24 protein-coding genes are annotated in these 24,956 nt (G+C 74.4%); 11 read left to right on the top strand and 13 right to left on the bottom strand.

The annotated features are described in order from the left end of the window. The first annotated feature begins 38 nt into the window (after window positions 1-38). The 4 genes from ACZ6KO_RS06350 (at window position 39) to ACZ6KO_RS06335 (ending at window position 6,476) form a co-directional block, all read left to right on the top strand. A complete protein-coding gene (locus tag ACZ6KO_RS06350; protein WP_469300685.1) occupies window positions 39-3,686 on the top strand; it encodes a hypothetical protein in 3,648 nt (1,215 codons plus the stop codon). Window positions 3,687-3,755: 69 nt separating this feature from the next. Next, window positions 3,756-4,427 (top strand): beta-glucanase, encoded by a 672-nt coding sequence (locus ACZ6KO_RS06345; RefSeq protein ID WP_469300683.1) that lies wholly within the window; start codon window positions 3,756-3,758, stop codon window positions 4,425-4,427. Window positions 4,428-4,574: 147 nt separating this feature from the next. Then, entirely contained in the window at window positions 4,575-5,951 is a 1,377-nt protein-coding gene (locus ACZ6KO_RS06340; protein WP_469300681.1) for a hypothetical protein, read from the top strand. Between the two features lie 66 nt (window positions 5,952-6,017). After that, window positions 6,018-6,476 (top strand): hypothetical protein, encoded by a 459-nt coding sequence (locus tag ACZ6KO_RS06335; RefSeq protein WP_469300678.1) that lies wholly within the window; start codon window positions 6,018-6,020, stop codon window positions 6,474-6,476. Here ACZ6KO_RS06335 and ACZ6KO_RS06330 read toward each other — a convergent pair. Further along, window positions 6,446-7,282 (bottom strand): class II glutamine amidotransferase, encoded by an 837-nt coding sequence (locus ACZ6KO_RS06330; RefSeq protein WP_469300675.1) that lies wholly within the window; start codon window positions 7,280-7,282, stop codon window positions 6,446-6,448. The two genes, ACZ6KO_RS06335 and ACZ6KO_RS06330, sit on opposite strands and share 31 nt — an antisense overlap. Window positions 7,283-7,405: 123 nt before the next feature. Between ACZ6KO_RS06330 and ACZ6KO_RS06325 the strand changes: the two genes are divergently transcribed. Further along, entirely contained in the window at window positions 7,406-8,887 is a 1,482-nt protein-coding gene (locus tag ACZ6KO_RS06325) for a glutamate-cysteine ligase family protein (RefSeq protein WP_469300673.1), read from the top strand. 52 nt (window positions 8,888-8,939) lie between these two features. Here the strand turns inward: ACZ6KO_RS06325 and ACZ6KO_RS06320 are convergent, their stop codons facing one another. Continuing rightward, window positions 8,940-10,349, bottom strand: coding sequence for a M64 family metallopeptidase (locus ACZ6KO_RS06320; protein WP_469300670.1), 1,410 nt, complete (start codon window positions 10,347-10,349; stop codon window positions 8,940-8,942). Window positions 10,350-10,575: 226 nt separating this feature from the next. Here ACZ6KO_RS06320 and ACZ6KO_RS06315 point away from each other — a divergent pair, with 226 nt between their 5' ends. Beyond that, window positions 10,576-12,204, top strand: coding sequence for a GMC oxidoreductase (locus ACZ6KO_RS06315; RefSeq protein ID WP_469301578.1), 1,629 nt, complete (start codon window positions 10,576-10,578; stop codon window positions 12,202-12,204). A gap of 73 nt (window positions 12,205-12,277) precedes the next feature. On the opposite strand, the gene ACZ6KO_RS06310 is transcribed toward ACZ6KO_RS06315, so the two are convergent. Then, window positions 12,278-12,703 carry a carboxymuconolactone decarboxylase family protein gene (locus ACZ6KO_RS06310; RefSeq protein ID WP_469301576.1) on the bottom strand — a complete coding sequence of 142 codons (426 nt, stop codon included), beginning with the start codon at window positions 12,701-12,703 and terminating at the stop codon, window positions 12,278-12,280. A gap of 50 nt (window positions 12,704-12,753) precedes the next feature. Then, a complete protein-coding gene (locus tag ACZ6KO_RS06305; protein WP_469300667.1) occupies window positions 12,754-13,833 on the bottom strand; it encodes an NAD(P)H-dependent amine dehydrogenase family protein in 1,080 nt (359 codons plus the stop codon). A gap of 210 nt (window positions 13,834-14,043) precedes the next feature. Here ACZ6KO_RS06305 and ACZ6KO_RS06300 point away from each other — a divergent pair, with 210 nt between their 5' ends. From ACZ6KO_RS06300 to ACZ6KO_RS06290, 3 genes are all read left to right on the top strand, one after another. Continuing rightward, window positions 14,044-14,454: a rodlin gene (locus ACZ6KO_RS06300; protein WP_469300665.1), complete on the top strand. Its 411-nt coding sequence runs from the start codon at window positions 14,044-14,046 to the stop codon at window positions 14,452-14,454. 157 nt (window positions 14,455-14,611) lie between these two features. Then, on the top strand, window positions 14,612-15,985 hold the full coding sequence (locus ACZ6KO_RS06295) for a cryptochrome/photolyase family protein (RefSeq protein ID WP_469300660.1): 1,374 nt from the start codon (window positions 14,612-14,614) through the stop codon (window positions 15,983-15,985). Next, a complete protein-coding gene (locus tag ACZ6KO_RS06290) occupies window positions 15,982-17,034 on the top strand; it encodes a MerR family transcriptional regulator (RefSeq protein WP_469300658.1) in 1,053 nt (350 codons plus the stop codon). The genes ACZ6KO_RS06295 and ACZ6KO_RS06290 overlap by 4 nt, the downstream gene beginning before the upstream one ends. Here the strand turns inward: ACZ6KO_RS06290 and ACZ6KO_RS06285 are convergent. Beyond that, the gene (locus ACZ6KO_RS06285; RefSeq protein ID WP_469300655.1) at window positions 17,017-17,577 is read right to left on the bottom strand and encodes an RNA polymerase sigma factor; all 561 of its coding nucleotides are present in this window, start codon (window positions 17,575-17,577) and stop codon (window positions 17,017-17,019) included. The two genes, ACZ6KO_RS06290 and ACZ6KO_RS06285, sit on opposite strands and share 18 nt — an antisense overlap. A 282-nt stretch (window positions 17,578-17,859) precedes the next feature. On the opposite strand from ACZ6KO_RS06285, the gene ACZ6KO_RS06280 reads away from it, so the two are divergent. Both ACZ6KO_RS06280 and ACZ6KO_RS06275 read left to right on the top strand, forming a co-directional pair. Further along, window positions 17,860-18,234 (top strand): hypothetical protein, encoded by a 375-nt coding sequence (locus ACZ6KO_RS06280; RefSeq protein ID WP_401443758.1) that lies wholly within the window; start codon window positions 17,860-17,862, stop codon window positions 18,232-18,234. 160 nt (window positions 18,235-18,394) lie between these two features. Beyond that, window positions 18,395-18,799 carry an ArsR/SmtB family transcription factor gene (locus ACZ6KO_RS06275; RefSeq protein WP_469300652.1) on the top strand — a complete coding sequence of 135 codons (405 nt, stop codon included), beginning with the start codon at window positions 18,395-18,397 and terminating at the stop codon, window positions 18,797-18,799. On the opposite strand, the gene ACZ6KO_RS06270 is transcribed toward ACZ6KO_RS06275, so the two are convergent. The 8 genes from ACZ6KO_RS06270 to ACZ6KO_RS06235 form a co-directional block, all read right to left on the bottom strand. Next, window positions 18,748-19,533 (bottom strand): ATP-grasp domain-containing protein, encoded by a 786-nt coding sequence (locus ACZ6KO_RS06270; protein WP_469300650.1) that lies wholly within the window; start codon window positions 19,531-19,533, stop codon window positions 18,748-18,750. The genes ACZ6KO_RS06275 and ACZ6KO_RS06270 overlap by 52 nt on opposite strands. After that, a complete protein-coding gene (locus tag ACZ6KO_RS06265) occupies window positions 19,530-20,465 on the bottom strand; it encodes an ATP-grasp domain-containing protein (RefSeq protein WP_469300647.1) in 936 nt (311 codons plus the stop codon). The genes ACZ6KO_RS06270 and ACZ6KO_RS06265 overlap by 4 nt, the downstream gene beginning before the upstream one ends. Before the next feature lie 170 nt (window positions 20,466-20,635). Beyond that, window positions 20,636-21,553 (bottom strand): ABC transporter permease, encoded by a 918-nt coding sequence (locus tag ACZ6KO_RS06260; protein WP_469300645.1) that lies wholly within the window; start codon window positions 21,551-21,553, stop codon window positions 20,636-20,638. After that, window positions 21,550-22,428, bottom strand: a complete 879-nt coding sequence (locus tag ACZ6KO_RS06255; protein WP_469300643.1) for an ABC transporter ATP-binding protein — start codon at window positions 22,426-22,428, stop codon at window positions 21,550-21,552. The genes ACZ6KO_RS06260 and ACZ6KO_RS06255 overlap by 4 nt, the downstream gene beginning before the upstream one ends. Further along, the gene (locus ACZ6KO_RS06250; RefSeq protein ID WP_469300640.1) at window positions 22,425-22,811 is read right to left on the bottom strand and encodes a GntR family transcriptional regulator; all 387 of its coding nucleotides are present in this window, start codon (window positions 22,809-22,811) and stop codon (window positions 22,425-22,427) included. The genes ACZ6KO_RS06255 and ACZ6KO_RS06250 overlap by 4 nt, the downstream gene beginning before the upstream one ends. 151 nt (window positions 22,812-22,962) lie before the next feature. Beyond that, the gene (locus tag ACZ6KO_RS06245; RefSeq protein WP_469300638.1) at window positions 22,963-23,475 is read right to left on the bottom strand and encodes a hypothetical protein; all 513 of its coding nucleotides are present in this window, start codon (window positions 23,473-23,475) and stop codon (window positions 22,963-22,965) included. A 117-nt stretch (window positions 23,476-23,592) separates the two neighbouring features. Further along, complete coding sequence (locus ACZ6KO_RS06240; protein WP_469300635.1) at window positions 23,593-24,513, bottom strand: hypothetical protein; 921 nt, start codon at window positions 24,511-24,513, stop codon at window positions 23,593-23,595. Window positions 24,514-24,515: 2 nt separating this feature from the next. After that, window positions 24,516-24,935: a hypothetical protein gene (locus tag ACZ6KO_RS06235; RefSeq protein WP_469300632.1), complete on the bottom strand. Its 420-nt coding sequence runs from the start codon at window positions 24,933-24,935 to the stop codon at window positions 24,516-24,518. Window positions 24,936-24,956: the final 21 nt, after the last annotated feature.

Raw genomic sequence — 24,956 nt, 5'->3', positions numbered from 1 at the left:
CGCGGTCCCCGGCCTGGACGACGAACGGGGGGACTGCCATGACGGACGTTCACGACGGGCTGACCGCGGCCCAGCGGGACTTCCTGCGCCTGCTGCGGGAGCCGGTCCGCGACGCGAGTGCCGGGGACGGCGACGGGGGCGGCGCGGCGGTGGCCGCGTTGCGCGCGGCGCTGGCCGCCGGGCGGAGCCCGGGGCCGGCGGCGCTCGTGGCGGAGGTCCGCGGGGCCGGGCTGCTCGACGACGACCTCGCGATGGAGTTGCTGGAGCGGGCCGGCCCCGCCCGTATGCTGCCGGCGCTGCTCGGGACCGGCCCCGGCGGCGTGTCCGGCGCCGTCGCCGCGCGGCTGCGGGACCTGACGGAGCAGCACCTCAAGGGGGAGCCCGAGCGGTGGCGGGGCGTGCACGACGCGCTGGCGTCGTGCCGCGACACGCTGCCGGAGCTGCTCGCGTCCCTGCCCGAGCCGTCGGCCGGGGCGGTGCTCCAGCCGAGGAGTGCGGCCGCGACCATGGCCCTGCTGCTGGAGCACGCCCCCGCGCAGGAGGCGGCCCGGGCCCTGACGGTCCTTCCGGACACCACGGTCGAGGCGCTGCTGAGCGGTGGCGCCCTGCCCGGTCCGGCGCTCTGCCGCGCCGTGACCGCGTACGGGGACCGGCGTTCGCGCGCCGCGCTCGCCCGGCATCCGCGGCTGGACGCCCGGGTCCTCAAGCAGCTGCTGGCCTGTGACGACCCGTTCGTCGGAGCCGTGGTGTACCGCAATCCGCGCTGTACGCATTCGCTGCGGCGCTCCCTGACGCACCGCCTCGGCACGGTGCCGATGGATCCCACCCTGCGCCGGGAGCTGCTGTCCGTCTCGTCGCCCGCGGCGCGCACCTGGCTGACCCCGCTGCTGGGCTGCGGCGATCCGGAGCTCGTCGCCAGGGCCCTGAGCTGCGGGGTGCGCAAGGTGGCCCAGCGGTACGCGCTGGCGCGGGTGTGGGAGTGCCACGGGCCCGACGCGGTCCGCGCGCTGCTGGCCGACGCGAGCACCGCCCCGTACCTGGCCGAGGAGGTGCGGGCCGAGGCCGGGGCGGCGCTGGGCGAGCCGGACGGTGCCGGCCGGCTGCGGGCGGCCTCCGAGCCGTACGAGGACCCGGGCGCGCTCCCGCGGCTGCTGGCCGTCACCCGGGGCACGAGCAGCCTGCGCGACCTGCTGAACGAACCGTACGCGCACGACGCGCGTGCCCTGGCGGCCGCCCACCGGCGGACCCCGTTCATGGCGAAGGCCGCCGAGGAGCTCGTACGCCACGAGGACGCGACCGACGACGAAAGGCTGGCGTTCCGGATCAGTGCGCTGAACGAGCCGTGGCGGACGGGCGGGCGCCGCGCGGGCAACACGACGGCGCCGGCCGAACGGCTGGCCGGGGAGCCCCTCGACGACGGGGCCGCCCCGTGGGCGGAGGGCATGGTCCGCGCGGGCCTGCTGGACCCCGTGGAGCTGGTGCGCGTGGCCCGCCCCGCCGCGCGGGCGGCCGAAGCGCTGGCGCGGCTGTCGGCGCACGGCCTGCTCACCGCCGAGGCGCGCGCGGCGCTGAGCGGGCCGGCCGCGGAGCACCTCGCGGAGCGTCCGGCCGCGTGGGCGGCGGTGAGCAGGCTGCTGCCGGAGTTCCCCGGCGCCCCGGCCGAACTGCTCGCGCAGGCCGGACGGACGCAGGAGCCGGACGAGCCGGAAGAGGACCCTGTGACCGTGGCGGCGCCCGAGGCCGGGCAGGTGCGGGAGTCACGGGCGCCCAGGAGCTCGCCGCCCGCTGCTCCGCGGGGCGAGCGGCAGCGGGCCGCGCTCGGGGCGCTGAACCTGCTGCTCTCCCTCGCGCCCGAGGGCGCCCCGGTGCCGGACGACGAGGAGACCCTGCGCTTCCTGGCGTCGACCGAGTACGGCGATCACCCCGGTCTGGAGTCGCCCGGCTGGCTGATGGAGGCGGTCCGGGCGGCCGCCGTCCGGCCGGACCGGGGATGGTGCACCGCTCCGAGCGCGCGGGAGGTTCTGGCGGGAGGTACGACCACGTACGGGTCGGGCGTGCGCGCCCTGGAGTGGGCCTACACGCAGGGCGTGATCCAGGCCGCGGACCTGGTCCGCACCCTGCCCGCCCGCCGGCTGCTCTCGTTGCCGCACGACTGGCGGCGGCTGGCGTTCGCCGACGCCTGGCGGCGGGCCGTGGCGGCGTACCTGGAGCGGGAGCTGGGCACCGACCCGCACGCGTGGCTGCGGCTGGCGGCCACGGCGGAGGAGGAGGCGGGAGAGGAGCTGGGAAGGGAGGACGGCGGGCCGAGCTGGTCCGAGCTCGTCGCCCGGTCCCGCTCCCGTACGGACACCGGCACCGGCACCGGGACCGGTGCCCGTGACCGCGCCGAGCGGGACGACCCGTGGCATCCGCCGGTGCCCGCCACGGCCGACGCCGCCCTGGGCCTGCTGCTGCGCGGGAACCATCTGTGGACGTGGGCGGCCGGCACCCTGATGTGTCTGGCCCGGCCCGAGGTGCTCGCCGCCGTCCTGCCCCGGCTCGGGCCGGACGCCCCCTGGCTGCTGGCCGCGTACGCGCTCCGCCACAAGCGGGGGACGCACACGGTGTTCGACCACCTGTTCGCGCTGCGCGACCCCGAGGCGCTGCGGGTCCTGGCCACCCAGTCACGCTGGCAGACCCGCGCGTTCGAGGACCGGCTCGTCGATCTGCGGGAGCCGGCCGCGGATCTGGCCCTGCTGCGCCACAGCGAGCACCGGCAGGTCAAGCTGCGGATCGTCCTGGAGTCCCGGGCGGTGGCAGCCCCGCTGCTCGCGGAACTGGGCGCCGATCCGGCGGCGATACCGCCGGGCGGCGCGCTGTGGCTGCGCTCGGCCCAACCGGACCTCATCGAGGCGGTGTTCCAGCGGGCGGGCAAGAAGCTGAACCTGGCCCAGCAGCTCGTCGGCGCCCTCAACCTCGTGCGGCACGCGGGCCCGCGGCGGCTGGCCGCCCTCGTCCACAGCGGCCGGCTGGGCCCGGCGGCGGCCCGGCTGTGCCAGAAGGCGCTGGCGACGGCCGACCCGGCCGCGGTGATACGGGCCCGCGCCGACCTCGAACTGGCCACCGGGAAACTCGTCAAGCGGCTGCGGCGCTGCGAGACGTACTGGCAGGGAGCCTCGGTGATCGTGAGTCATCCGGCCGAGCCGGACTGGGCGGGCCTGGAGGCCGAGCACCTGCGCGAGCCGATCCCGCACTGGGCCGATCTCGTGGGCGAGCACCCGGACCGCCCCTTCACCCCGGCCGCCGGGCCGGCATCCGGCGGGGACGGTGTCCGGTACCGGGTGGGCGGCGACTTCCACGATCCGCTGACGCGGCAAGTGGACCGGCTGCTGTCCGGCGGAGTGCTCTCCGGGCGGGAGCTCGTGCACGCGGCGGGCCCGGCCGCGCTGGTCCTGTCCTACCTCGACGCCGCACGTCGGCGGGACGACGCGCCCGGGGAGGTGGAGGTGGCCCTGGGCGAGGTGGCTCGGCTGGTCCACGAGCTGCTCGGGACGGATCGCGAGGCCTGGCGCCGGGTGACCGCCCGGCTCACGGACCGCGCTCCGGACCCCACGCCGGACCGCGCCCCGGGCGGGGATCCGGGCTGGGATCCGGAGCGTCCGGTCGCCGAGCTGATACAAGGAGCCGCGCCACGCCGTATCGGGTGATTCGGGTAAAGATCAGCGGAATGGGTGCATCGTTACCGGGGCAGAGCTTGCCATGTGCTCTCGCAACTCATGGCAAGGTTCCGGCGCCGCGGCGCCCTCGTGTTCACGGCCGATTTCGGCTCGACGGCCCAGTGGGTCGCCGGGCGTTCCTGGGCCTATCCGGACGGCGGTCCGGTCAACCCCCGGGACGACAAGCTCGATCACCTCGTCGAGGACCCCTCGTACAGCCGCAGCGGTACGTTCCGTGCCACGCGCCGGCCGGACGGCAACTGGGACACGGGGCTGCTGACGACGGAGGGCAGCGCCGAGGCGTTCATGGTGCGTGCCGGGGACGTCCTGGAGGCACGCGTCAAGCTCCCGGAGGCCCTGGGCGCCTGGCCGGCGATCTGGACCTGGCGGGACGGCGACCAGGAGGTGGACGTCTTCGAGTACCACCCCGACAACCCGGACCTGCTGGAACTCTCCAACCACGTGTTCGGCGGCAGCTCGCACTACTACCGCAACGCCGCCGTGCGGCCGGGGGCGTGGGTCGATCTCGAGGTCAAGTTCGGGGCGGACTCGGTGGTCTGGTGGGTCAACGGCACGCGCGTGTTCGCGGACCGCCGGGGCGTGGGCCGGCGCTGGCGGGCCTACCTCATCGTGAACCTCTCGGTGACCGCCGGCCGCTACCATCCGGCGCCCGATCCGGCCGTGTCGGAGATGTCGTACGAGGTCTCGGCCCTGCGCGTGTACCGCTCGTAGGGGCGTCCCGCGGATCAGGGCCGGACTCGCCCTGCCGCGGATGCCGGCCGACCGCTCGGGCGCACCGCGGCCGGCCGGAAGCGGCCGTAGCGATTCCGTGCCGCCACGGCCCTACTGGGCCGCAACGGGCCGCTCGATACTGGGCCCGTGACCGCCTACGTCAAGCACCTCCCCGCCGGGGCGACACCCGGCGGCGGCGTCCGGACCTGGGGCGTGCGCGAGGCCAACCGCTGGCTCGCGGCGCGCGCCCCGTGGTACTGCGCGCCCGCCGCCGGGAGCCTGGTCCTGGCCGGACTCGTCGCCGTCGCGTTCCTGCTGACGGGGACGCAGGGACCGGCCGCCTTCCTCGGCACCGGCTGGGGCGGCGCTCCCGCGGCCGTCCTGCTGGCCGCCCTCCCGCTCTGGTTCCGGTGGCTGCCCCACCTCACCCTGGTGTCCGCCGCCGTGCTCGCGGTGGACACAGCCGTGTTCCTCACCGTGTCCGCGGCCCCGGGCGCGGCGGGCCTGGTGGGGCGGTGCCTGGTCCTGGCCCTGTGCGGTGGGGCGGCCACCGCGGCCGTCGCCCGGCTGCGGTGCCGCCGCGTCCAGCGGGCACTGGTGCTCGCGGCCGCCGGAACGGCCCGCCACCCGCTGCCCGCGCACCTTCCGGCCGGGCCCGGCCGGCGCGGCCTGCGGTGGATCCTCATCGGCTCCGGGCTCTGCGCCGCCGCGGTCGCGGGGGCCACTGCGGCGGCGACGGCCGGCGGGGCGGCGTCCGGCCCGCTCGGCGCGCAGGTCGTCCTCGGCGCGCAGGTCGTCGCCGTCCTCCTCCTGGCGGCGGGGACCACCCTGGCCGGGCGGGGCCTGGTCACCCGCCGGGCGGCCCGGCGGCTGCACGCCGCCCCGCAGCCCGCCCTCGTCGTCGGCGTCCGCGCCACGGCCTCCGGCCGGCGCCACTGGCTGTGCCCGGACGCCGACACCCGCTCCGCACGACCGCTGCTCCCGTACGCCGTCCGGACCCGGGACGCGATCACCGGGGCGCGCCTGCTGGCCGGGGGCGCCGAAGCGGAGCTGCGCGCCCGGCATCACGACATCGATCCCCGGGTCGAACCGTTCGAGGCCGTGCTGTACGGGGTGGCGTGCGAAGGCTCCGAAGTCGTCCTGGAGTACGCGGTGTACGAGGGCGGCAGCCGGATCGTCTCGCAGATCACGGCGGTGCCGCTGCTGCCGGGCCACTGGCACCGGCTCGGCTGGTGGCAGGCGACCGGCGAGTCGCGCACCGAGGCCGAGGCCCGGGCGAAGCACCTGAACAGCGCATACGCGGCGGGGGCGGCGCGGCGGGCGCGCGGTGTGGGCGCGCCGGCGGGGCGGACGGCCACCGTCCGCCCCCGCGCTGCGGTCACCCGGCCGGCCACGCCCGCGGAAGGGCGGCGCGCCGCCGACACCTCTGCCGGCGGCTGCGGCGGGGGCGGTGGCGGGTGCGGCGGCGGGTGCGGCGGCGGGGGTGGTGGGGGCGGTGGCTGCGGTGGATGCGGCTGCGGCTGACCGCCCGCCCCCGCGCCGGGGGCGTCGTACGCTGGACCGGGGGCGACGGGACCCGCGGGAGCTGTCATGGCCGACCGGCAGCGGTTTCACCTCGACCTGGACGGTCATGCCGTCAGCGTGCTGTGCGGGCGGCCCTCCCGGGCGGTGGAGATGCTCGTCGACGGGAAGGTCGTCGTGGCCGACCGGGTGCGCGCGGGCGGGACCGCGGTGCTGCGGGGCGAGTTCCCCGGTGATCCGCCGCAGCCGTTCGCGGTGTACGTCGTGCGGCCCACCGACCCGGACGAGGCTCCGCTGTGCACGCTGGACACCGGCGGCATGCGCTACTTGATGCCGGTCGTGCCGCTGGGGCCGGTCCGGCCGCAGCGCCCGCACAATCCGCCGTCACGCACTCCGGACGAGATGGTGCGGCGGTGGGTGGACCACCACCGGGAGCACCGGCGCGAGCGCGGCACGGCGACCCCGGGCAGCCCTCCTGAGCGCCCTCCGGACACCCCTCAGGTGGTGTCCGGGCCGAAGGGGAGGTAGTCGTCGGGGCCCGAGGGGACGACCGTGTAGCTGTTCTCCGGCAGTTCGTTCCAGACGCCCGGCAGGTCGCCCAGCGGCTCGGAGACCACCAGGCGGGTGTCGTCGGAGACGCCCCGCAGGAAGGCGAGGTCCGGGTGGAGCTCGCGGACCGTCCCGGGGCGGCTGCTGTAGAAGAGGGAACGGGACTTGCCCTGGGTGGAGTACCGGAAGGCCCACAGCCGCTCGCCGTCGGAGACGGCGACGGTCATCTGGAGCGGGAACTCGACGCCGTGCTCCTTGCCCAGCCGTTCCACGAAGCCCGCCATCCGGGCGACGGCCTCCGGCACGTCCTGGTCCAGGCCGAACGTCACCGCGAGGTAGAACATCACCTCGGAGTCGGTCGAGCCCTCGATGGACGCGAAGAGGGCCGGGTCCACGGCCATGCACAGGTCCCGCCGCAGCCGGTGGAAGTCACTGATCGAGCCGTTGTGCATCCACAGCCACCGTCCGTGACGGAAGGGGTGGCAGTTGGTCTGCTGGATGGCCGTGCCGGTCGAGGCGCGGACGTGGGCGAAGAACAGCGGCGAGCGGACGTGGGAGGCGATCTCGCGGAGGTTCTGGTTGTTCCAGGCGGGCCCGATGTCACGGACCACGGCGGGCACGCCCCCGTTGTCGGCGCTGTACCAGCCGACGCCGAAGCCGTCGCCGTTGGTGGTCTCGACGCCCATCTTCGAGTGCAGGCTCTGATCGATCAGGGAATGGGCGGGCTGGTACAGCACGTCGTCGAGCAGCATGGGTGTCCCCGCGTAGGCGAGCCATCTGCACATCGGCAACGTTCCCTTCGTACACGCCTGCGTACACGCACTTCGAGCGTAGAGCCACCGGGCACCATGTGCCGCCTCGGGCGCGTCGTGCGAGGCTGTAAGAGGGACGGAAACCCTGGAGGCCCGATGGGACGTGACGTCCCGGCGCAGGTCTTCACCCGCGAGGACCGGCGCCGCTACCGCGACAAGACGCAGGCCTGTCTCGACGCGTTCGCCCGGATGCTGCGCGAGGCGCGTTTCGACGCCGAGCGCCCGCAGGTGGGCCTCGAGATCGAGCTGAACCTGGTCGACGACGCGGGCCTGCCGGCGATGCGCAACACCGATGTGCTGGCGTCGATCGCCGATCCGGCCTGGGCCACCGAGCTGGGCCGGTTCAACCTGGAGATCAACATCGCGCCGCGGCGGCTGACGGCCGGCGGCCCGTACGCCTGGGAGCAGGAGATCCGGGACGCGCTCAACCATGCCGAGGAGCGGGCGGCGGCGGTCGGCGCGCACCTGATGATGGTCGGGATCCTGCCGACGCTGCGGCAGGAGGACGTCGGCGCGCACGCGCTGTCGGAGAACCCGCGCTACCACCTCCTCAACGAACAGGTGTTCGCGGCGCGCGGTGAGGACCTGCGGATCGCCGTGGACGGCGTCGAGCAGCTGCGGACGTACGCCGACACGATCACGCCGGAGGCGGCCTGCACCAGCACCCAGTTCCACCTCCAGGTCGCCCCCGAGGACTTCGCCCCGTACTGGAACGCCGCGCAGGCCATCGCCGGGGTCCAGGTGGCGCTGGCCGCGAACGCCCCGTTCCTCTTCGGCAAGGAGCTGTGGCGCGAGACCCGGATCCCGCTGTTCGAGCAGGCCACCGACACCCGCCCGCAGGAGATCAAGGTGCAGGGGGTGCGGCCGCGGGTGTGGTTCGGGGAGCGCTGGATCACCAGTGTGTTCGACCTCTTCGAGGAGAACGTGCGCTACTTCCCGGCACTGCTGCCACTGACCGAGGACGAGGACCCGCACGCGGTGCTCGACGCCGGCGGTGTCCCGGAGCTGGCCGAACTGACCCTGCACAACGGCACGGTCTACCGCTGGAACCGGCCCGTGTACGCCGTCGCGGACGGCAAGCCGCACCTGCGGGTGGAGAACCGCGTGCTGCCGGCCGGGCCGACGGTGGCCGACATCCTCGCCAACGGCGCCCTCTACTACGGCCTGACGCGCGCGCTGGTGGCGGAGGAGCGGCCGGTGTGGTCGCGGATGTCCTTCGCCGCCGCGGAGGACAACCTGCACACCGCGGCCCGGCACGGGATCGAGGCGCGCCTGTACTGGCCCGGCATGGGCGAGGTGCCGGTCGCCGAGCTGGTCCTGCGGCGACTGCTGCCGCTGGCGCACCAGGGGCTGGAGGCCGCCGGGATGGACGCGCAGTGGCGCGAGCCGCTGCTCGGGGTCATCGAGCAGCGCTGTGTCACCGTACGCAACGGCGCGTCCTGGCAGTCGGAGGTGTACCACCAGCTCCGGCGCACCCCGGAGGGGGCCGACCCGCAGGAGGCGCTGCGCCGGATGACGCTCCAGTACATGGACTACATGCACCTGAACGCCCCGGTGCACACCTGGCCCCTGGACTAGGTCGTGTCGTCAAAGTGCCGCTGGACGACGCGGTTCCGGTGGCCCGTGGGTGTCAGAGCCGGACGTACCAGCCGGCCGACGACGACAGGGCCGCGGCGATCCGCGGGTCGCGTACGGACGGAGTCCGGTCCTCGGCGGTGACCGTCAGCCGGTGGGTGCGCCCGTCCAGCAGGCCCGGGATCAGCTCGCTCGCCCGCACCCGGGTGCGGCCGGCGTACCGTTCCAGCTCCTTGCCGTCCAGGTACCAGCGCACCATGGCCTGCCGCCCGTCGGCCGGGGCCAGGCGGGGCACGTCGACCGCGGCGACGGAGCCGGGGCGCAGGATGCGGTCGGTCGGGGTGCGCGGCGTCAGCAGGTTCGCGTGGCGGTGGAAGCCGGCGATCATCGCTTCGAGCCCGGGCAGGTTGAAGGGCCGGCCGAGCGAGCGCATCAGGGAGTTGTCGGTGGGCCGGTTCAGCCCCCGGACGTAGTACCCGCCGCCCTCGTACGTGCCGACCGGGCCGCCGTCGGGCGAGGTCTCGCCGAGCCAGCGGTGCCATTTCGCCCCCTCGCCGGCCATGGCGTCGGCGCCGAGGGTGGAGACGTTGCCGTCGGCGGGCTCGGGGCCCTCGTACCGCTCGTAGCCCGGGTAGTCGGGGTAGAAGTACTCGTCGGCGAGCTTGCCCAGCGAGTGGCCGGTTTCGTGGAGGGCGACCTGGCCCGACTTCGCGTTGCCGGCGGAGGCCGTCGATATGCCCTCGTAGCCGAGGGTGGGGCTGGGCTCGTTGTAACCGGCACCGCCGTACTTGGCGCTGTTGGCCAGGACGAGCACCAGGTCGGCCTCGGGCGCCCGCGCCACGTAGGCGTCGGTGCGCTCCTGGTCGACGCAGAGCAGCCGCTCGATGCCGTCGCACCAGAAGTACGAGCCGAGGGCGGTGTCGCGCACGACCTCCGCACCGGGGTCGCCGGAGACGCCGGATTCGTTCGAGACGGCGTCGACGGTCCAGACGTTGAAGAGCTCGCGGTACGTCGCGTACGGCTCGACGGCGGCGATCTCCGCCCACTTCTGCCGGGCGTCGGCGTGGAAGCGCTCCAGCTGGTCGGCGGTGTACCCGTCGCCGACGACGACGATGTCCAGGCGGTCGGCCGGGACACCGTTGTCGACCAGCTTGGTGACCTGCCCGTCGGCGGCCCGGGCGGCGTCCGGGAGGCGGGAGCCGGTGCGCGCGCGGTCGGCCGGTGCCGTGCGGGGTACCTCGATGTGCCCGGAGCCGGCGGCGGTGCCGGACTCCGGGCCGGGTATCTCCACCCGCACCCGCGCGGCCCCGTCCTGCGCCGTGCCGTCCCGCACCGTGCCGTCCCGCACCGTGCCGTCCGGGGCCGGCGGGCCGGCCAGGGCGGCGGGTGCGCCGGCCAGCGCGGTGGTGACGGCCGCGATGACGGCGGCCGCCGTCATCGCCGTACGACGCGGGACCAGGCCCATCGGTCGTCCCCTCCTGGCGGAAGTCGGGTGCGCGGCCGGGGCGGCGCTGCGACTGCCCGTGGCCGACAGGGAGTTGGGGACAGTTGTAGACGTGCCGTGTGCGTGTGGTGAAGGTGATTTTTGGACAGAAGTTACTTGTGGGTATATATCGACTTGTCAACCACCTGACAGTAGAACGTGTTCCCACTCCCCCACGAGTGAGGAACGTCATATGAGTGGAAACAACATGAAAAAATCGGGTTCTGACGGAGTCTCCCGCCGCGGCTTCATCGCAGGAACCGGTTCTCTTCTCGGTGCCATGGCCCTCGCGGGCCGGGCGACCGCCGCCCCCCGGACGGCCGCCGCCACGGCCGGTCCGATCGAGTCCGGCGCCCGGGTCCCCGCCCTGGTGATCGGTACCGGGTACGGCGGCTCGGTCGCCGCCCTGCGGCTCGCGCAGGCCGGGGTGGACGTCCACGTGGTCGAGATGGGCATGGCCTGGGACACCCCCGGCCCCGACGGCAAGATCTTCTGCAACACCCTCCAGCCGGACCAGCGGTCCTACTGGCTGCGCACGCGGACCAAGGCCCCGCTGAACTACTTCCTCGGCTTCCCCATCGACCGGGACATCCCCCGCTACACCGGCATCCTGGACGCCGAGGAGATGGGCGGCATCACCGTCTACCAGGGCCGCGGCGTCGGTGGCGGTTCGCTGGTCAACGGCGGCATGGCGGTCACGCCCAAGCGGCAGAACTTCGGCTCCGTCCTGCCCACGGTCGACCCCGGCGAGATGTACGACGTCTACTACCCGCGCGCCAACGCCGGTCTCGGGGTCGGCCTGATCGACCCGGCCTGGTTCGACACCGTCGACGCCTACCAGTTCTCCCGCGTCGGCCGCAAGCACGCCCAGCGCTCCGGCTTCCCGTGGACGTTCGTACCCGACGTGTACGACTGGGACCACATGAAGGGGGAGGCGGCCGGCACCGCCACCAAGTCCGCGCTGGCCGGCGAGATCCTCTACGGCAACAACGCCGGCAAGAAGTCGCTCCAGCAGACGTACATCGCCGCCGCCCGGGCCACGGGCCGGGTCACCATCTCGGCGCTGCACAAGGTCACCTCGGTCAGCGCGGCGTCCGGCGGCGGCTACACGGTCGTCATCGACCAGCTCGGTACCACCGGCCAGACCCTCGCCACCAAGCAGGTCACCGCGGACCGGGTGTTCTTCGCGGCCGGCAGCGTCGGCACCAGCAAGCTGCTGGTGGCGCTGAAGGCCACCGGCGCGCTGCCGAACCTCAACAGCGAGGTCGGCAAGGGCTGGGGCGACAACGGCAACGTCATGTGCGGCCGGGCGAACCACATGTGGGACCCGACCGGCAAGCTCCAGTCGACCATCCCCTGCTCCGGCATCGACAACTGGGACGCGGGCGGCGCCTTCGCCGAGGTCGCACCGCTGCCCACCGGCATCGAGACGTACGCCTCGTTCTACCTGTCCATCACCAAGAACCCGCACCGGGCGGAGTTCACCTACAACCCCGCCACCGGCCGGGCCGAGCTGAACTGGCAGACCGCCTGGAAGCAGCCGTCCATCGACATGGCCAGGACCATCTTCGACCGGATCAACGCGAAGGAGGGGACGATCTACCGGACCGATCTCTTCGGCGTCCACAAGATCTGGGGCGACCATCTCACCTACCACCCGCTCGGCGGTGCGGTACTGGGCCGGGCCACCGACAACTACGGCCGCCTGCACGGCCATCCCGGCCTGTACGTCATCGACGGCGCGCTGATCCCCGGCAACACCAGCGTGAACCCGTTCGTGACCATCACGGCCCTCGCCGAACGGAACATCGAGAAGATCGTCGCCACCGACCTCTGACCCGGTCGGGAGCGACGCGCGGGCCGGGGCCGGCCGGATCCACCGGACGGCCCCGGACATCCGCCCGGGCCGCTCAGCCGCCGGGCAGCACGCACACGGCGTCGAGACCCAGCACCCGGTTCAGGCGGCCGAAGGCCAGCCACGAGCCGATGCTCATGCTCAGCTCCACGATCTCCGGCTGGCTGTAGTGGGCCCGCATCCGGGTCCAGAACTCCTCGTCGATGCCGTGGTGGTCCAGGGCGTAGCGCTCCGCGTACTCGGCGGCCAGCCGGGTGCGGTCGTCGAAGGCCTCGGTGGTGCGCCAGTGCGTCACGGCGTCGGCGAACTCCTCCTCGACCTTCTCCCCGTCCCGGTCGGTACGCCAGTCCAGGCAGAACAGGCACCCGTTGATCTGCGCGATCCGCAGCCGTGCGGCCTCGAACTCGCGCAGTCCCAGGGTGGTGTGGGCGTACACCGACAGCGAGAAGTTCGAGGCCGCCATGCCGATCTCGGGAACCATCTCGCCCCACACGTACTCGATGGGGTGCTTGCCCTCGGGGATGTCGATGTTCACGGCTGCTTCCTTCCGAGTCGGCCCACCGCCGGGCGCAGCGGGACGTCGAGCGCGTCGTAGAGGCCGGGTTCCGCGGCCACCAGCCAGTCGATGGCGCCGACCAGCCGCCCGACGGCGGTGGCGTTGCCTCCCGCGGAGCGGTTCTCGTCCTCGTCGGTGGCCTCGACGGTGACCTCGATGCGCGGCCGGCCCTCGATGACGACCCGGTGCGCCCCGGCGCCGTCGGGCGGCACCGGCCAGTCCGGCGCGCAGGAGGGGTGGATACGGGTGACGTGCTCGATGACGATGCGGGGTTCGCCCTCGACGATGCCCTGCACCTCGAAACGGACCGCGCCCTGGGTGCCGGCCTCGAACTCGCCCATCGTGCGGGTGGTCACCGTGGTCTCCAGCGGGCGCCGGTCCAGGGTCTCGCGGATCTCGTCGAGTTCGACGCCGAGGGCGCGGGCCATCAGCCGTACCTGCCCGCCCCACACCATGGTGGGCACGGACGGCAGCAGCATCGGCGGCTCGTAGTCCATCGGCCGGCCCATGCCGACCAGGTCGCGGACCGAGTCGGGCTGGTCGTAGGTGGAGTAGTCGAAGATCTCCTGGCAGCGGATGGCGTCCACGGTGCTGCCGAGGCCGCTGATCAGCAGGGGCAGGACATCGTTTCCCCAGCCGGGGTCCACGCCGGAGACGAACAGCGAGCCGCCGCCGTCGGCGACGGCCGCCAGCACCGGGTCGCGGAACTCGGGCGGGGCGTTGCGCTGGTCGTAGAGGGGATAGAGCGCGGGGGTCACGACGACGGCACCGGCGCGCACGGCCCGGGCTATGTCGTCGAGGGCCCCGTCGGGCCGGACGTCGCCGGTGGCGGCGTACACCACGGCCCGCGGGCCGGCGGCGAGCACCCCCGCGATGTCGTCGGTGGCCGCGACGCCCAGGGCGCGGCCGAGACCGGCGAGCTCGCCGGCGTCACGCCCGACCTTCTCGGGATGGTGGACGAGTACGGCATCGAGTGAGAGCGCCGGGTGGGCCTCGACGGCACGGATGGCCGCGCGGCCGACGTTGCCGGTGCCCCAGACAACGGTGGAAATCATGCGCGGAGAGTAGCGAGCGGGGTCGGAGGAGCCCAGGGCCACGACCATGATTTTCTGACGATCCCTCACTTGACCGCCGTCACCGTCGGCTTCGGGATTCCCGCTGATCGGGTGATTCGCGGGACATCGCGGAACCATGGCGGGGTCCGGCAGTTGTTCAGGCTGCCCGCTGCGGGCACTCGTGCGACAGAAGCGACAGAAGGATCACTCATGCTGAAGAAGATCATGGCGACCGCCGCTGCCACCGCCGCGATGGTGGGTGCGGGTGCCGCCGTGGCCGCCCCGGCGATGGCGATCGGCAACGACAACGGCATCAACACCGTCAACGGCAACGGCGCCCAGCAGATCTACGGCAACCAGAAGACCGAAGGCCCGATGAGCCCGCAGCTCAGCCTGGTCCAGGGCACCCTGAACAAGCCGTGCATCGGCCTGCCGGCGAAGGTCAACGCCCAGTCGATCCTGGCGGCGCTCAACATCGGCGTCCAGGACATCAACGTCCTGAGCAACCCGATGAACCAGCAGTGCGCCGAGAACTCGACCCAGGCCAAGGGCGACGAGCCGCTCTCGCACATCCTGAGCAACATCCCGATCCTGTCGGGCAACGCCTCCGTCGGCAGCTGATCGCCCGCCGCGGTCCGTCCCGAGGCCCTGTCGCCCGCGCGCGTGCCCAGGGGCGGACCGCGGTACGTCTGGCGTGGCGGTGGTGCATCCGATCGGGGGCTCCCGGGCGAAGTACCGGACGACAGCAGTCCCTCATCGCCTCACGCGGAGCCCCGCCATGAACGTCGCGGTCGTCCTGTACACCTCCGACCTGCGCCTGCACGACCATCCGCCGCTGCGCGCCGCCCTCGCCGCCGCCCGGAGCGTGGTCCCGCTGTTCGTCCGCGACCCCGGCATCGGGGCCGCCGGCTTCGCCGCCCCCAACCGGCTGGCGTTCCTCGCCGACTGCCTGGCCGACCTCGACGCGGGGCTGCGCGAACGCGGCGGGCGGCTGGTGTTCCGCTCCGGCGACCCCGTCGAGCAGGTCTGCGCGGTCGCCACCGAGGCGGACGCCACCGAGGTGCACATGGCGGCCGGGGTCAGCGCCTACGCGCGGGCGCGCGAGGAGCGGCTGCGCGCGGCGCTGGAGGGGACCGGCCGGCGCCTGCACGTGCACGACGCGGTCATCACCGCCGTCGCGCCCGGGGCCGTGGTCCCGGCCGGATCGGACCACTTCGCGGTGTTCACGCCGTACCACCGGCGCTGGTCGGACCTGCCCCCGCGCGCGGGCGTGGCCGCGCCCCGCTGCGTCGCGGTGCCCGACGGCATCGGATCCGATCCGCTGCCCGTCCGCTCGCGGGTCGCGGGGGTCTCGCCGGGGCTGGCGCGCGGCGGTGAGAGCGAGGCGCGCCGGCGGCTGGCCGCGTGGCTGCGCGGGCCCGTCACGCGTTACGAGGACACCCACGACGACCTCGGCGCGGACGCGACCTCACGGCTCTCGCCGCACTTCCACTTCGGCACCCTCTCCCCCGCCGAGGCGGTCCGGCGGGCCCGGGCGGTGGACGCCGAGGGGGCGCGGGCGTTCGTACGGCAGCTGTGCTGGCGCGACTTCCACCACCAGGTGCTCGCCGCCCGGCCCACCGCCTCCCGTGCCGACTACCGGCCGCGCCACGACCGCTGGCGCACCGGGGGTGCGGCCGAGGAGGAGGCGGAGGCCTGGCGGCAGGGGCTGACCGGCTATCCGGTGGTGGACGCGGCGATGCGCCAGCTGCGGTACGAGGGCTGGATGCACAACCGGGCGCGGCTGCTGGCCGCGAGCTTCCTGGCCAAGACCCTGTACGTCGACTGGCGGGTCGGCGCCCGGCACTTCCTGGACCTGCTGGTCGACGGGGACGTGGCCAACAACCAGCTCAACTGGCAGTGGGTGGCCGGTACCGGCACCGACACCCGCCCCAACCGGGTCCTCAACCCCGTGCGCCAGGCCCGGCGTTACGACCCCGACGGGGTGTACGTGCGCCGCTGGGTGCCCGAACTCGCCGCGCTGGAAGGCCCCGAGGTGCACGAGCCGTGGAAACTGGCGGCATCGCAGCGGGCCCGGTGCGCCTATCCTGAGCCGGTGGTGGACCTGACCGACGCGCTCGGCCGCTTCCGCCACCTGCGCGGCCTCGTATGACGGAGCCGGCCGCGCCGGGGGTACCGGCACTGACGACGGGGGCGGTGGCCCGCCGGCTCGGCGTGGCTCCCACGACACTGCGGTCCTGGGAGCGGCGGTACGCCATCGGCCCGGCCGAGCGGGAGGACGGCCGGCACCGGCGCTGGACGGCCGGGGACATCGCACGGCTGGAGCTGATGTGCCGGCTCACCGCGCAGGGGGTACCGCCGCGGGAAGCGGCCCGCGCGGCCCTGGAGTCCGTGCCGGAGGTGACCGTCGTGCGGCCCCGGTCCGCCGCCGCGCCGGGCACCGCCCAGCCGCACGCCCGCGATCCGCACCCCGGCGATCCGGGCGTCCGTGATCCGGGCGACGCGCGCCGGGAGCGGCGCGGGCTCGCCCGGGCGGCCGTACGCCTGGACGCGCCGGCCGTCGAGGAGCTGGTGACCGCCGCCTTCGCCGGGCGGGGCCTGGTCGCCGGGTGGGAGCAGGTCGTCGCGCCGACGCTGCACGCGGTGGGCCGCCGCTGGGCCACGGTGGGCGAACGGTACGTGGAGGTCGAGCACCTGCTGTCCTGGCACGTCTCGTCGGCGCTGCACCGGCTGCGGCCGGTGGCCGGGGCGGCCAGGACCCCGCCGGTGCTGGTGGCCTGCGTGCCGGGCGAGCAGCACAGCCTGCCCGTCGAGGCCCTCACGGCCGCCCTCGGGGAACGCGACGTGCCCGCCCTGATGTTCGGCGCGGCCCTGCCGGTGGCGGCGCTGCACGACGCGGTACGCCGGACCGGCCCGCGCGCGGTGGTGCTGTGGTCGCAGACCCGGGCGACGGCCGACCCGGCCCTGCTCGCGTCGCTGTCGGCCGTGGCCTGGGGGGCGCGCGGGGCCCGGGGCCGCCCGGCGCTGCTGCTCGCGGGCCCCGGCTGGGGCCCCGCACCCCTGCCGCCGGGCGCCCGGCGCCTGCACGCGCTGGGCTCGGCCCTGGCGGTGGTCGAGGCCCTGGCCACCGCGCCGGTCCAGGTCGGGTCCGCACAGGAGCGCCGGCCGCCCGAAGGGCGGGCCCTACCGGCGCTCCTGTGACGACAGGCCCGCGGCCGGCTCCGGATCCAGGGTGCGGCGCAGCGTGCGCAGGCCGCGGCGCATGTGGCTCTTGACCGTGCCCAGGGGTACGCCCGTGCGGGCCGCGATCTGGGTCTGCGTCAGATCCTCGTAGAACGCCAGCCACAGGATCCGGCGCTGGCTGCCGGGCAGCCGGGTGAGGGCATGGGCGACCAGGAGGCGGTCGAGCGATTCCTCGGGACCGCGTACCGCCGCCCCCGGGGCCGCGGCCGTCGGGAGGGCCTGGCGGCCGCGGCGGTCGAGGGCGTCCGCGATCTTGTGGCGGGTGATGCCGAACAGCCAGGCCCCGAAGTCGCCGCGTTCCGGGCGGAACAGCCGGCGCCCGCGCCAGGCGGCCAGGAAGACCTGCTGGGTGATGTCCTCGGCCTCGTGGCCGTCGCCGGTCCCCCGGCGCGCGAGCGCGTGCACGAGCGGGCCCCACCGGCGGTACGCGGCCGCGACCGCGTCGCCGTGCCCCGCGAGGAATCCGGCTTCGAGGGCGGGATCGAGCGGGACGGTGGCCATGTGCGCAACTCCTCGGGGCGGGGGCGGGGGCGGGGCGTGGCTGAGGCGGGGCTGGGGCGGGCCAGCGTGGCGCGGCCCGGCGGCCGGCTGCCACCTGCGTCGTTCGTGCGTCGCTTCCGTACGAACTCCCGCGCCAGACGCATACCGGACGGGAACCGGTCGTTTCCCGCCGATTTCTCAAGGAGCCCTCCGGCACCCGCGCACCCTCAGTAGCGTCGCCCCCACGAGTCGTCCGGCGGCAGGTCGCCGGACGCGGAAACGCGAATGAGGGAGCACGCGCCGATGGCCAGTGTGGAGACGTCCTTGAAGGAGACGATGACCTCGATCGAGGGCAGCCTGGGGGCCGCCCTCGTCGACTACACCAGCGGTATGGCGCTGGGCACGCTCGGCGGCGGGAAGGACCTCGACCTGATGGTCGCCGCCGCGGGCAACACCGATGTGATCCGGGCGAAGGTCCGCACCATGGAGCACCTGGGCCTCAGCGACGAGATCGAGGACGTCCTGATCACCCTCGGCAGCCAGTACCACCTGATCCGGCTGCTCAAGGGCGCGGGGAAGAAGGGACTGTTCCTGTACGTCGTCCTCGACAAGTCCAAGTCGAACCTGGCGATGGCCCGCCACCAGCTCAAGCGCATCGAGGCGGAGCTGGAGCTGTAGCACCCGGTCCGGCCGGTCTCTCCCGGCCCGCGCGGTCATGTATGCCCAGGAGTTGAAGAACTCTTCAACTCGGCACATCCGGAACCGGTCAAGTCCGGGCGGGTGCGGGGCCGGGAGACGGCACGATGAGGTCATCGACCCGAAAGGAGAGTCGGGACACATGCAGGTACCCCTGTACCAGGCCAAGGCTGAGTTCTTCCGCATGCTCGGACACCCCGTGCGCATCCGTGTGCTCGAACTGCTCCAGAGCGGTCCCATGCCCGTACGCGACCTCCTCAACGAGATCGAGATCGAGGCGTCCAACCTCTCCCAGCAGCTCGCCGTGTTACGCCGCTCCGGGATCGTGGTGTCCATCCGCGACGGCGCCACCGTCAGCTACGCGCTGGCCGGCGGGGACGTCGCGGAGCTGCTGCGCGCGGCGCGCCGGATCCTCACCGAACTGCTGGCCGGGCAGAGCGAACTGCTCGCCGAGCTCCGGGAGGCGGACGTCCCGCCGGCGGCCGCGGGGACGGTTCAGGCCGTACGCAGGGCCAGGTCGGCCAGTGCGCGGGGGGCGTCCGCCTGACCCCGGACCCCTGGGAAGGCGTTGATGTCCACGATGAGGGGGACGCCGTCACCGGTGTCGATGATGTCCACGCCGTAGACGTCGAGGCCGAAGACCTCCCCGACCCGGTGCACGAGGCCGGCCCAGCCCGCCGGCAGCCGGGCGGGGTCCATCGGCCGGCTGGGGCCGCGGCCCTCGGGGGCGAGTTCGGAGCGGCGCAGGGCCGCGAAGAGCCGGTCCCCGATCACCCACAGTTTGTGGTCCCAGCCGCTGTTGGGGGCGAACTCCTGGAGCACGACGGGCTCCTGGGACCAGGTGGGCTCCAGGTCCCGCAGCTGGGCGCCGGAGTCGATCCGGGCCACCAGGTCGTGACGGCGGCTGTGGCGGCTCTTGACCACCACCGGCCCGGGCAGCGGCGGGCCGGACACCAGCTGGGCGAGGGTGTCGAAGCCGGTCGTGGCGGCGAACGGCAGGCCGGCGTGCCGGGCGGTGTCCGCCATCGCGGTGCGGTCCTGGCACAGCTCGGTCGCGGCGGCGGAGTTGAGCACGCGCGCGCCGCGCCGCTCCAGGGTACGGGCGAGCGCCAGCGCGCGCGGCGTGCGTGCCTTGAGCAGGTAGACGTCGGCCAGGTCCGCGTCGTCGCCGGTGGCGGTCTGCGGGTGCAGGGCCGTGACGCGGTGCTCCGGTGCGAGCAGGGCGGTGGTCCCGGCCAGCAGCGGATGGCCGGGGTCCGGGGTGATCAGGCCGATGTTCACAGGGTGTCGCCCGCCGCCGCGGCCAGCCGTACGGCGGGGGCCCCGAGCGGGGGCGGGCCTGCCGGGCCGCGCCGCTCCTGCGGCCGGGGGACGGTGGCCATCAGCGGGGCGGGCGCCCCGCCGGCGCGGGCCAGGTCCAGGACGGCGCGCGCCACGCGGGCGGCCGCGTCGGGGACCTGACGGAAGCTGGGGAAGTCGTTGACGTCGACGACCACGGGGCCGTCCGGTCCGAGCAGTACGTCGACGCCGTACAGGTCGAGGCCGTAGACCTCCCCGACCTCGGCCGCGATGGCCGCCACCTCGGCCGGGACCGGGACGCGGCGCTCGCGCGCCGGCCGCTGCGGGTGCAGCGGGGAGCGGCGCTCGGTGGCGTAGAGCTCGCCGCCGACGCAGTACACCTTGATGTCGACACCGGAGTTGGGCACGTACGGCTGGGCGATGAGCATGCCCTCGGCGGCCAGCTCGGGAAGCATCGCGGCGAGCTGCTCGGGCGAGGACACCAGGTGCACGGCCCGGCCGGAGCTGCCGTCGGCGGGCTTGACGACCAGGGGGTACTCGGCGGCCGGTATCTCCGCGAGCAGGATCTCGGGGCGGGCGGCGGCGTACGTGGGGGGCAGGGGCAGCCCGCGGCCGCGGCCGACGGCCGCGGCCAGCGCCTTGTCCCGTACGCCCCGGATGGCACGGGCGTCGTTGACGGTGGTGAGGCCGACCGCGGCCGCCGCCTCCAGGAGGGTGAGCCCCGGCCCGCCGGAGACGGTCTTGAGGACCCACGCGTCGTGGCTGCCCGCGCGCACCAGGTCGGTCATGCGCAGCAGCGAGCCTCCGGGCCGCAGCACGTCGACCTGGTGCCCCCAGGCCGTGAGCTGATGGATCACCTCGACGGGCATGCCGTCGTGGCGATAGTGCTCTTCCACCAGGAAGCAGAGCCTCATGAACCTTCCCCGTAACCCCCGGACATCCGCCGATCGGTTCCGGCGCGTAGTACGTCACAGGATGTCATGGACTGCGCAGTACTGATCACGCGCGGTCGTGGACCGCGCCTCACGCGGGGGAAGACGCGCGACGGGGTGCGGCGGTTGCCCGGGGTCCGGCCTCGGGGCGGTCAGCCGTGCCGGGAGCGCAGGATCCGGAAGGCGGCGTAGCCCGCGAGGACCGCCAGGGCCAGGGCGATGGAGGACTCGATGAGCTGGGTCGGCCAGTAGTGCGACGCCGGGTGGTAGTCGGTGAAGCGTCCGACGACGTCCAGGCCGGCGAGACATTCCCGCTGCTGCTCGGGGTTCGATGCGAGGCACGCGTCGAAGGGCAGGCGCGCGCCCGTGGTGGTGGTGTACCCGGATTCCACGAGGAACGCGTTGTGCGGAAGGCCCTTGCCCGGGGCGGCCGCGAGCGGGGCGGTCAGGGTCTGCACGGGCAGGAAGGACCAGCGCAGGGCGCCGAGCGCCAGCATGACCAGGCCGGTGACGAGCCCCGTCACGGCCATGGCGGGCAGGGTCCGGCGGACGAGCAGACCGGTGACGGCGCCGGTCGCGATGCCCAGCAGGCAGTACGCGACGACGACCGGGCCGGTCGCCTCGTAGGCTCCGCGGTCGGCCCAGTGGAACTGGTGCATGCCGGCCACCTGGGACCAGCCGAAACGGTAGACACCGACGAGGGCGGCCGAGCCGGTCACCGCCGCCACCGCGGCGACGACGAACTTCGCGGCGAGCCAGGCCCTCGGGGTGGCGGACTGGGTCAGTGCGAGCCGGTAGGTACCGCTCTCCAGTTCACGGGCGATCATCGGGCCGGCGAAGAACGCGCCCACCAGCGCCGGGAGGAACAGCATCGTGAGGGACGCGGCCTTCATTCCGCTCTGCAGCAGGGCGTACGCGTGGCCGTAGGGGATGCCGTCCCAGCCGGCGAGCCCGCGCAGCGACAGCATGGCGACGGGGCTCACGACGACGAAGGCGGCGGCCAGCAGCAGCGCCCGGCGGTGCTGGCGGACGGTCAGCCAGCGGGGGCCCTTCAGGAGCAGGGTGCTCATGCCGCCACCTCCTGGGCGGGGGCGGGGCCGGTGACGAGCGGCGGGGCGTCGGGCGAGCGCAGATGGGCGAGCAGGAGTTCCTCCAGGGACGGGTGCGTCGTCTGCCAGAGCGACGGGTCGACCGGGCCCCGCGGGCGCACGAGCGCGGTGAGGGTGCGGCCCGTCGTGCGGGACTCGATGACGGTGTGTGCGCTGAGGTCGGTGCCGGCGCGACCGGTGAGCAGGGCGTGGGCCGCGGCGATGTCGTCGACGGCACCGGCGAGGCGGACGGTGCCGCCGTCGACGAGGAGCAGGTGGTCGCAGGCGCCCTCGAGCTCGGTGAGGATGTGCGAGGACATCACCACGGTGGTGCCGTTCTCGGCGGCGTCGGCCATCAGGGTGCCCATGAGCTGGTGGCGGGCGAGCGGATCGAGATCGGCCATGGGCTCGTCCAGGAGCAGCAACGCGGGGCGCTTGCCGAGGGCGAGGGCCAGGGCGAGCCGGGTGCGCAGGCCGCCGGAGAGGGTGCTGACGCGTGCACGGCGGTCGAGGCCGCCGTCGTCGACGACGCGGGCGGCGGCCCGCGCGTCCCAGCGGCCGGGGTTGAGCTCCTGGCCCATGCGCAGGGTCTCGCCGACGGTCAGCTGCGGGTAGAGGGGCTTGTCCTGGGCGACGTACGCCGACTCCTCGCGCGGCGGGGTGTCGATCGTGCCCTCCGTCGGGCGCAGCAGGCGGGCGGCGAGTGCCAGCAGGGTGGACTTCCCGGCACCGTTGGGGCCGACGAGCGCGCAGACGCGGCCTGCCGGCAGCTGGAAGGAGCAGTCACGGAGTGCCCAGCCGGGCCGCCGTCCGTACCGCATGCCGAGGCCGTGCGCCTCGATGACCGTACCGCTCACGTTTCGTCCCCTTTGAAGTGTTCGTCGAGTACGGAGGTGAAGAGCGCGGACACGTCCTCCCGTTCGAGGCCGGCCGTGCGGGCGCGCCGCGCCCAGTCGGCCAGTTCGGCCCGCAGTGGCGAGTCGGCGGGGGCGCTGCCCAGCGACCTGCGTACGAAGGTGCCCAGGCCCCGGCGGGCCTCGACGAGGCCCTCGCGTTCCAGTTCCCGGTAGGCCTTGAGCACCGTGTTCGGGTTGATGGCTGTCGCCTCGACGACCTCGCGCGCCGTGGGCAGTTTGTCGCCCGGTTCCAGCAGGCCCAGGCGCAGGGCCTGCTTGGTCTGCTGGACGATCTGCAGGTAGGTGGCCAGCCCGCTGCGCCGGTCGATGCGGTACTCCATCACGCCGCAAAACCACCTTTCACTAATTAAGTAGTGAAAGCATGATCCACGGGGGCGGTCATGTCAACCGCCCTCCCCCCTCCCCCCTCCCCCGGGTGCACGAGCCGGCGAGGGGGAGGGGAATGGGGGTCAGGGCGGGGGGATCGGGCGGTGGTTACGGAAGGGCGGTGCTCACCGCGTCGACGAGCATCATCCACATGGGCTGGCCGCCGGTGCCGAAGGCCGAGGCCAGGGCGTACCCGATCGACGCGTCCACCGGCCGGAGCTCGGGCCCGTCCCGCCATTCGGCGATGACCAGCTCGTCGCCGTCGGAGGAGAAGTCACCGAGGTGCACGCCGTCGCGCGTCAGCCTGCTGCTGGGCACGGAGTCCGGGACCAGCCGGTAGTGCGCCCCGTCGTACACCACGTCCACGCGGTACGAGTGCCGGGTCAGCCTGCCCTGAGCCGGTGTCAGCTCCACCCGCTCACCGTCGATCCGCATCGTGAGGTGGGCCGGGTCGCGCGTGCCGATGGCGGTCTGCGGGTCGGCCTGCGAACCGGGGTCGCGGTCCAGGGTGACGCGGGGGATGCCCTCGCCCTCGACCAGGAGGGAGTCCTGGCCGTTCTGCCGGACGGATATCGCGCCGAATCGGGTGTCCTGGACGGGGGTTCGCGGGGTGTCGCTCATGGTGGTGTTCACTTCGGTCGGGACGGAGGACGATCGGAAAAGACCATCTTTTGGAGAAGTGTGCACCAGCGGGGCGGGACGGGACGGCCGGGTGAGCGGGCGGGACCGGGCGGGCCGTCAGTCGTCCGTGAAGACCGGGGTGGTGCCGGTCAGGCCCCGCGTCAGGTACGTGCTGACGCGACGGCCCTCGGCACGGTCGGCGTCCGGGTGGGCTGGCAGCGGCCAGCGCAGCTGCCGGTACAGCGCCGGGTGGTAGAGGTCGAAGGCGGCCTCGACCAGGTCGGCGAACGCCTCGGCGCGGGCCGGCACCCACGCGAACACGGCGGCGGCCGCGGCCACGAGCCCCACGGGCAGGGCCCACCAGCCCCACGGCGTGAACGCGACGAACAGCAGGCCCCACAGGGCCGCCGCGACGGAGGAGTCCAGGGCGCGGCGGGCGGCGGCGAGTTCGCCGCGGGCGGTGTCGGGCAGGAGCAGCCACAGGTGGGGCCAGAGGCCGACGGCGTCCAGGCCGTACTTGTCGACGGGCCGCGTCTCGACGGCGCGCAGGATGTTCCCCACGCGCGTCGGCAGCAGACGTTCGCCGGTGGGCAGGTGGCGGAAGGCCCGGCTGACGCGGGTGTACTCGTCACGCTCGCGCGCGGTGGCGGTGCCCTCGTGGACCGGGCCGGCCAGCTCCTGGAAGCGCCGCACCAGCCGCTCGGCGCGGGCGGTGCGCCGTACGACGAGACGGGCGGCCAGCGGGCGCAGCCACCTGCCCCAGTGCCCCTCCAGGACGGCGAGGGCGGCCGGCACCAGCCGTTCCACGAGGACGGCGGAGCCGGCCACCACGGCGAGGACCACCACGAGGACGGCGGCCTGGCCGGCACCGGACCGGTCCTGGAACCAGCCGGTGGACGGGTGCAGGGCGGCCAGGCCCTCGCGCGTCGGGAGCCAGGCGAGCAGACCGCCCAGCCAGAACAGCAGCGCGTGGGCCGAGGCCGACGCGAACCGCTCGGCGAGCTTGCCGCCGACGCCCTCCCAGAACGTGCCGCCCACGGCTACCCCCGCACCAGCGGGACGCCGGGATGGTCGGGGCACTGCCCGAGCGGTACGCCGACCGCGATCCGCCACCACACGAAGTCACCGTCGACGGCGCACACGTACCGCTGGGCGTCGACGGGCGTGCCACCGTGCGGGCCGGGCAGCGGGGTGTAGCCGCCGTCGCCCGCCGCGCGTTCCGTTTCCGCACGGACCCGGGGTGGGCGGTGCCGCGGGTCCGCCCGGACGGCGGCGGTCCACTCGGCCAGCGCCGGCCCGGCGGTGAGCGTGGCGAGGAGCTCGGCGGAGACGTCCTGCCCGGCCCGGGCACGCGCCAGCAGCCCGGCCAGCTGCCGGTCGCAGCCCTGCGCCCCGTCCCCCACCAGGTCGTTCAGGTACGGTCTGACGGCCCGCGCGGCCTCCAGCAGTCCCTCGTCCACGCCCGTACCACCTCCGGCTCC

The sequence above is a fragment of the Streptomyces sp. NPDC042102 genome, assembly GCF_055582305.1.
The sequence above is the reverse complement of the archived record's forward strand: the minus strand, read 5'-3'. Positions and strand labels throughout refer to the sequence as shown.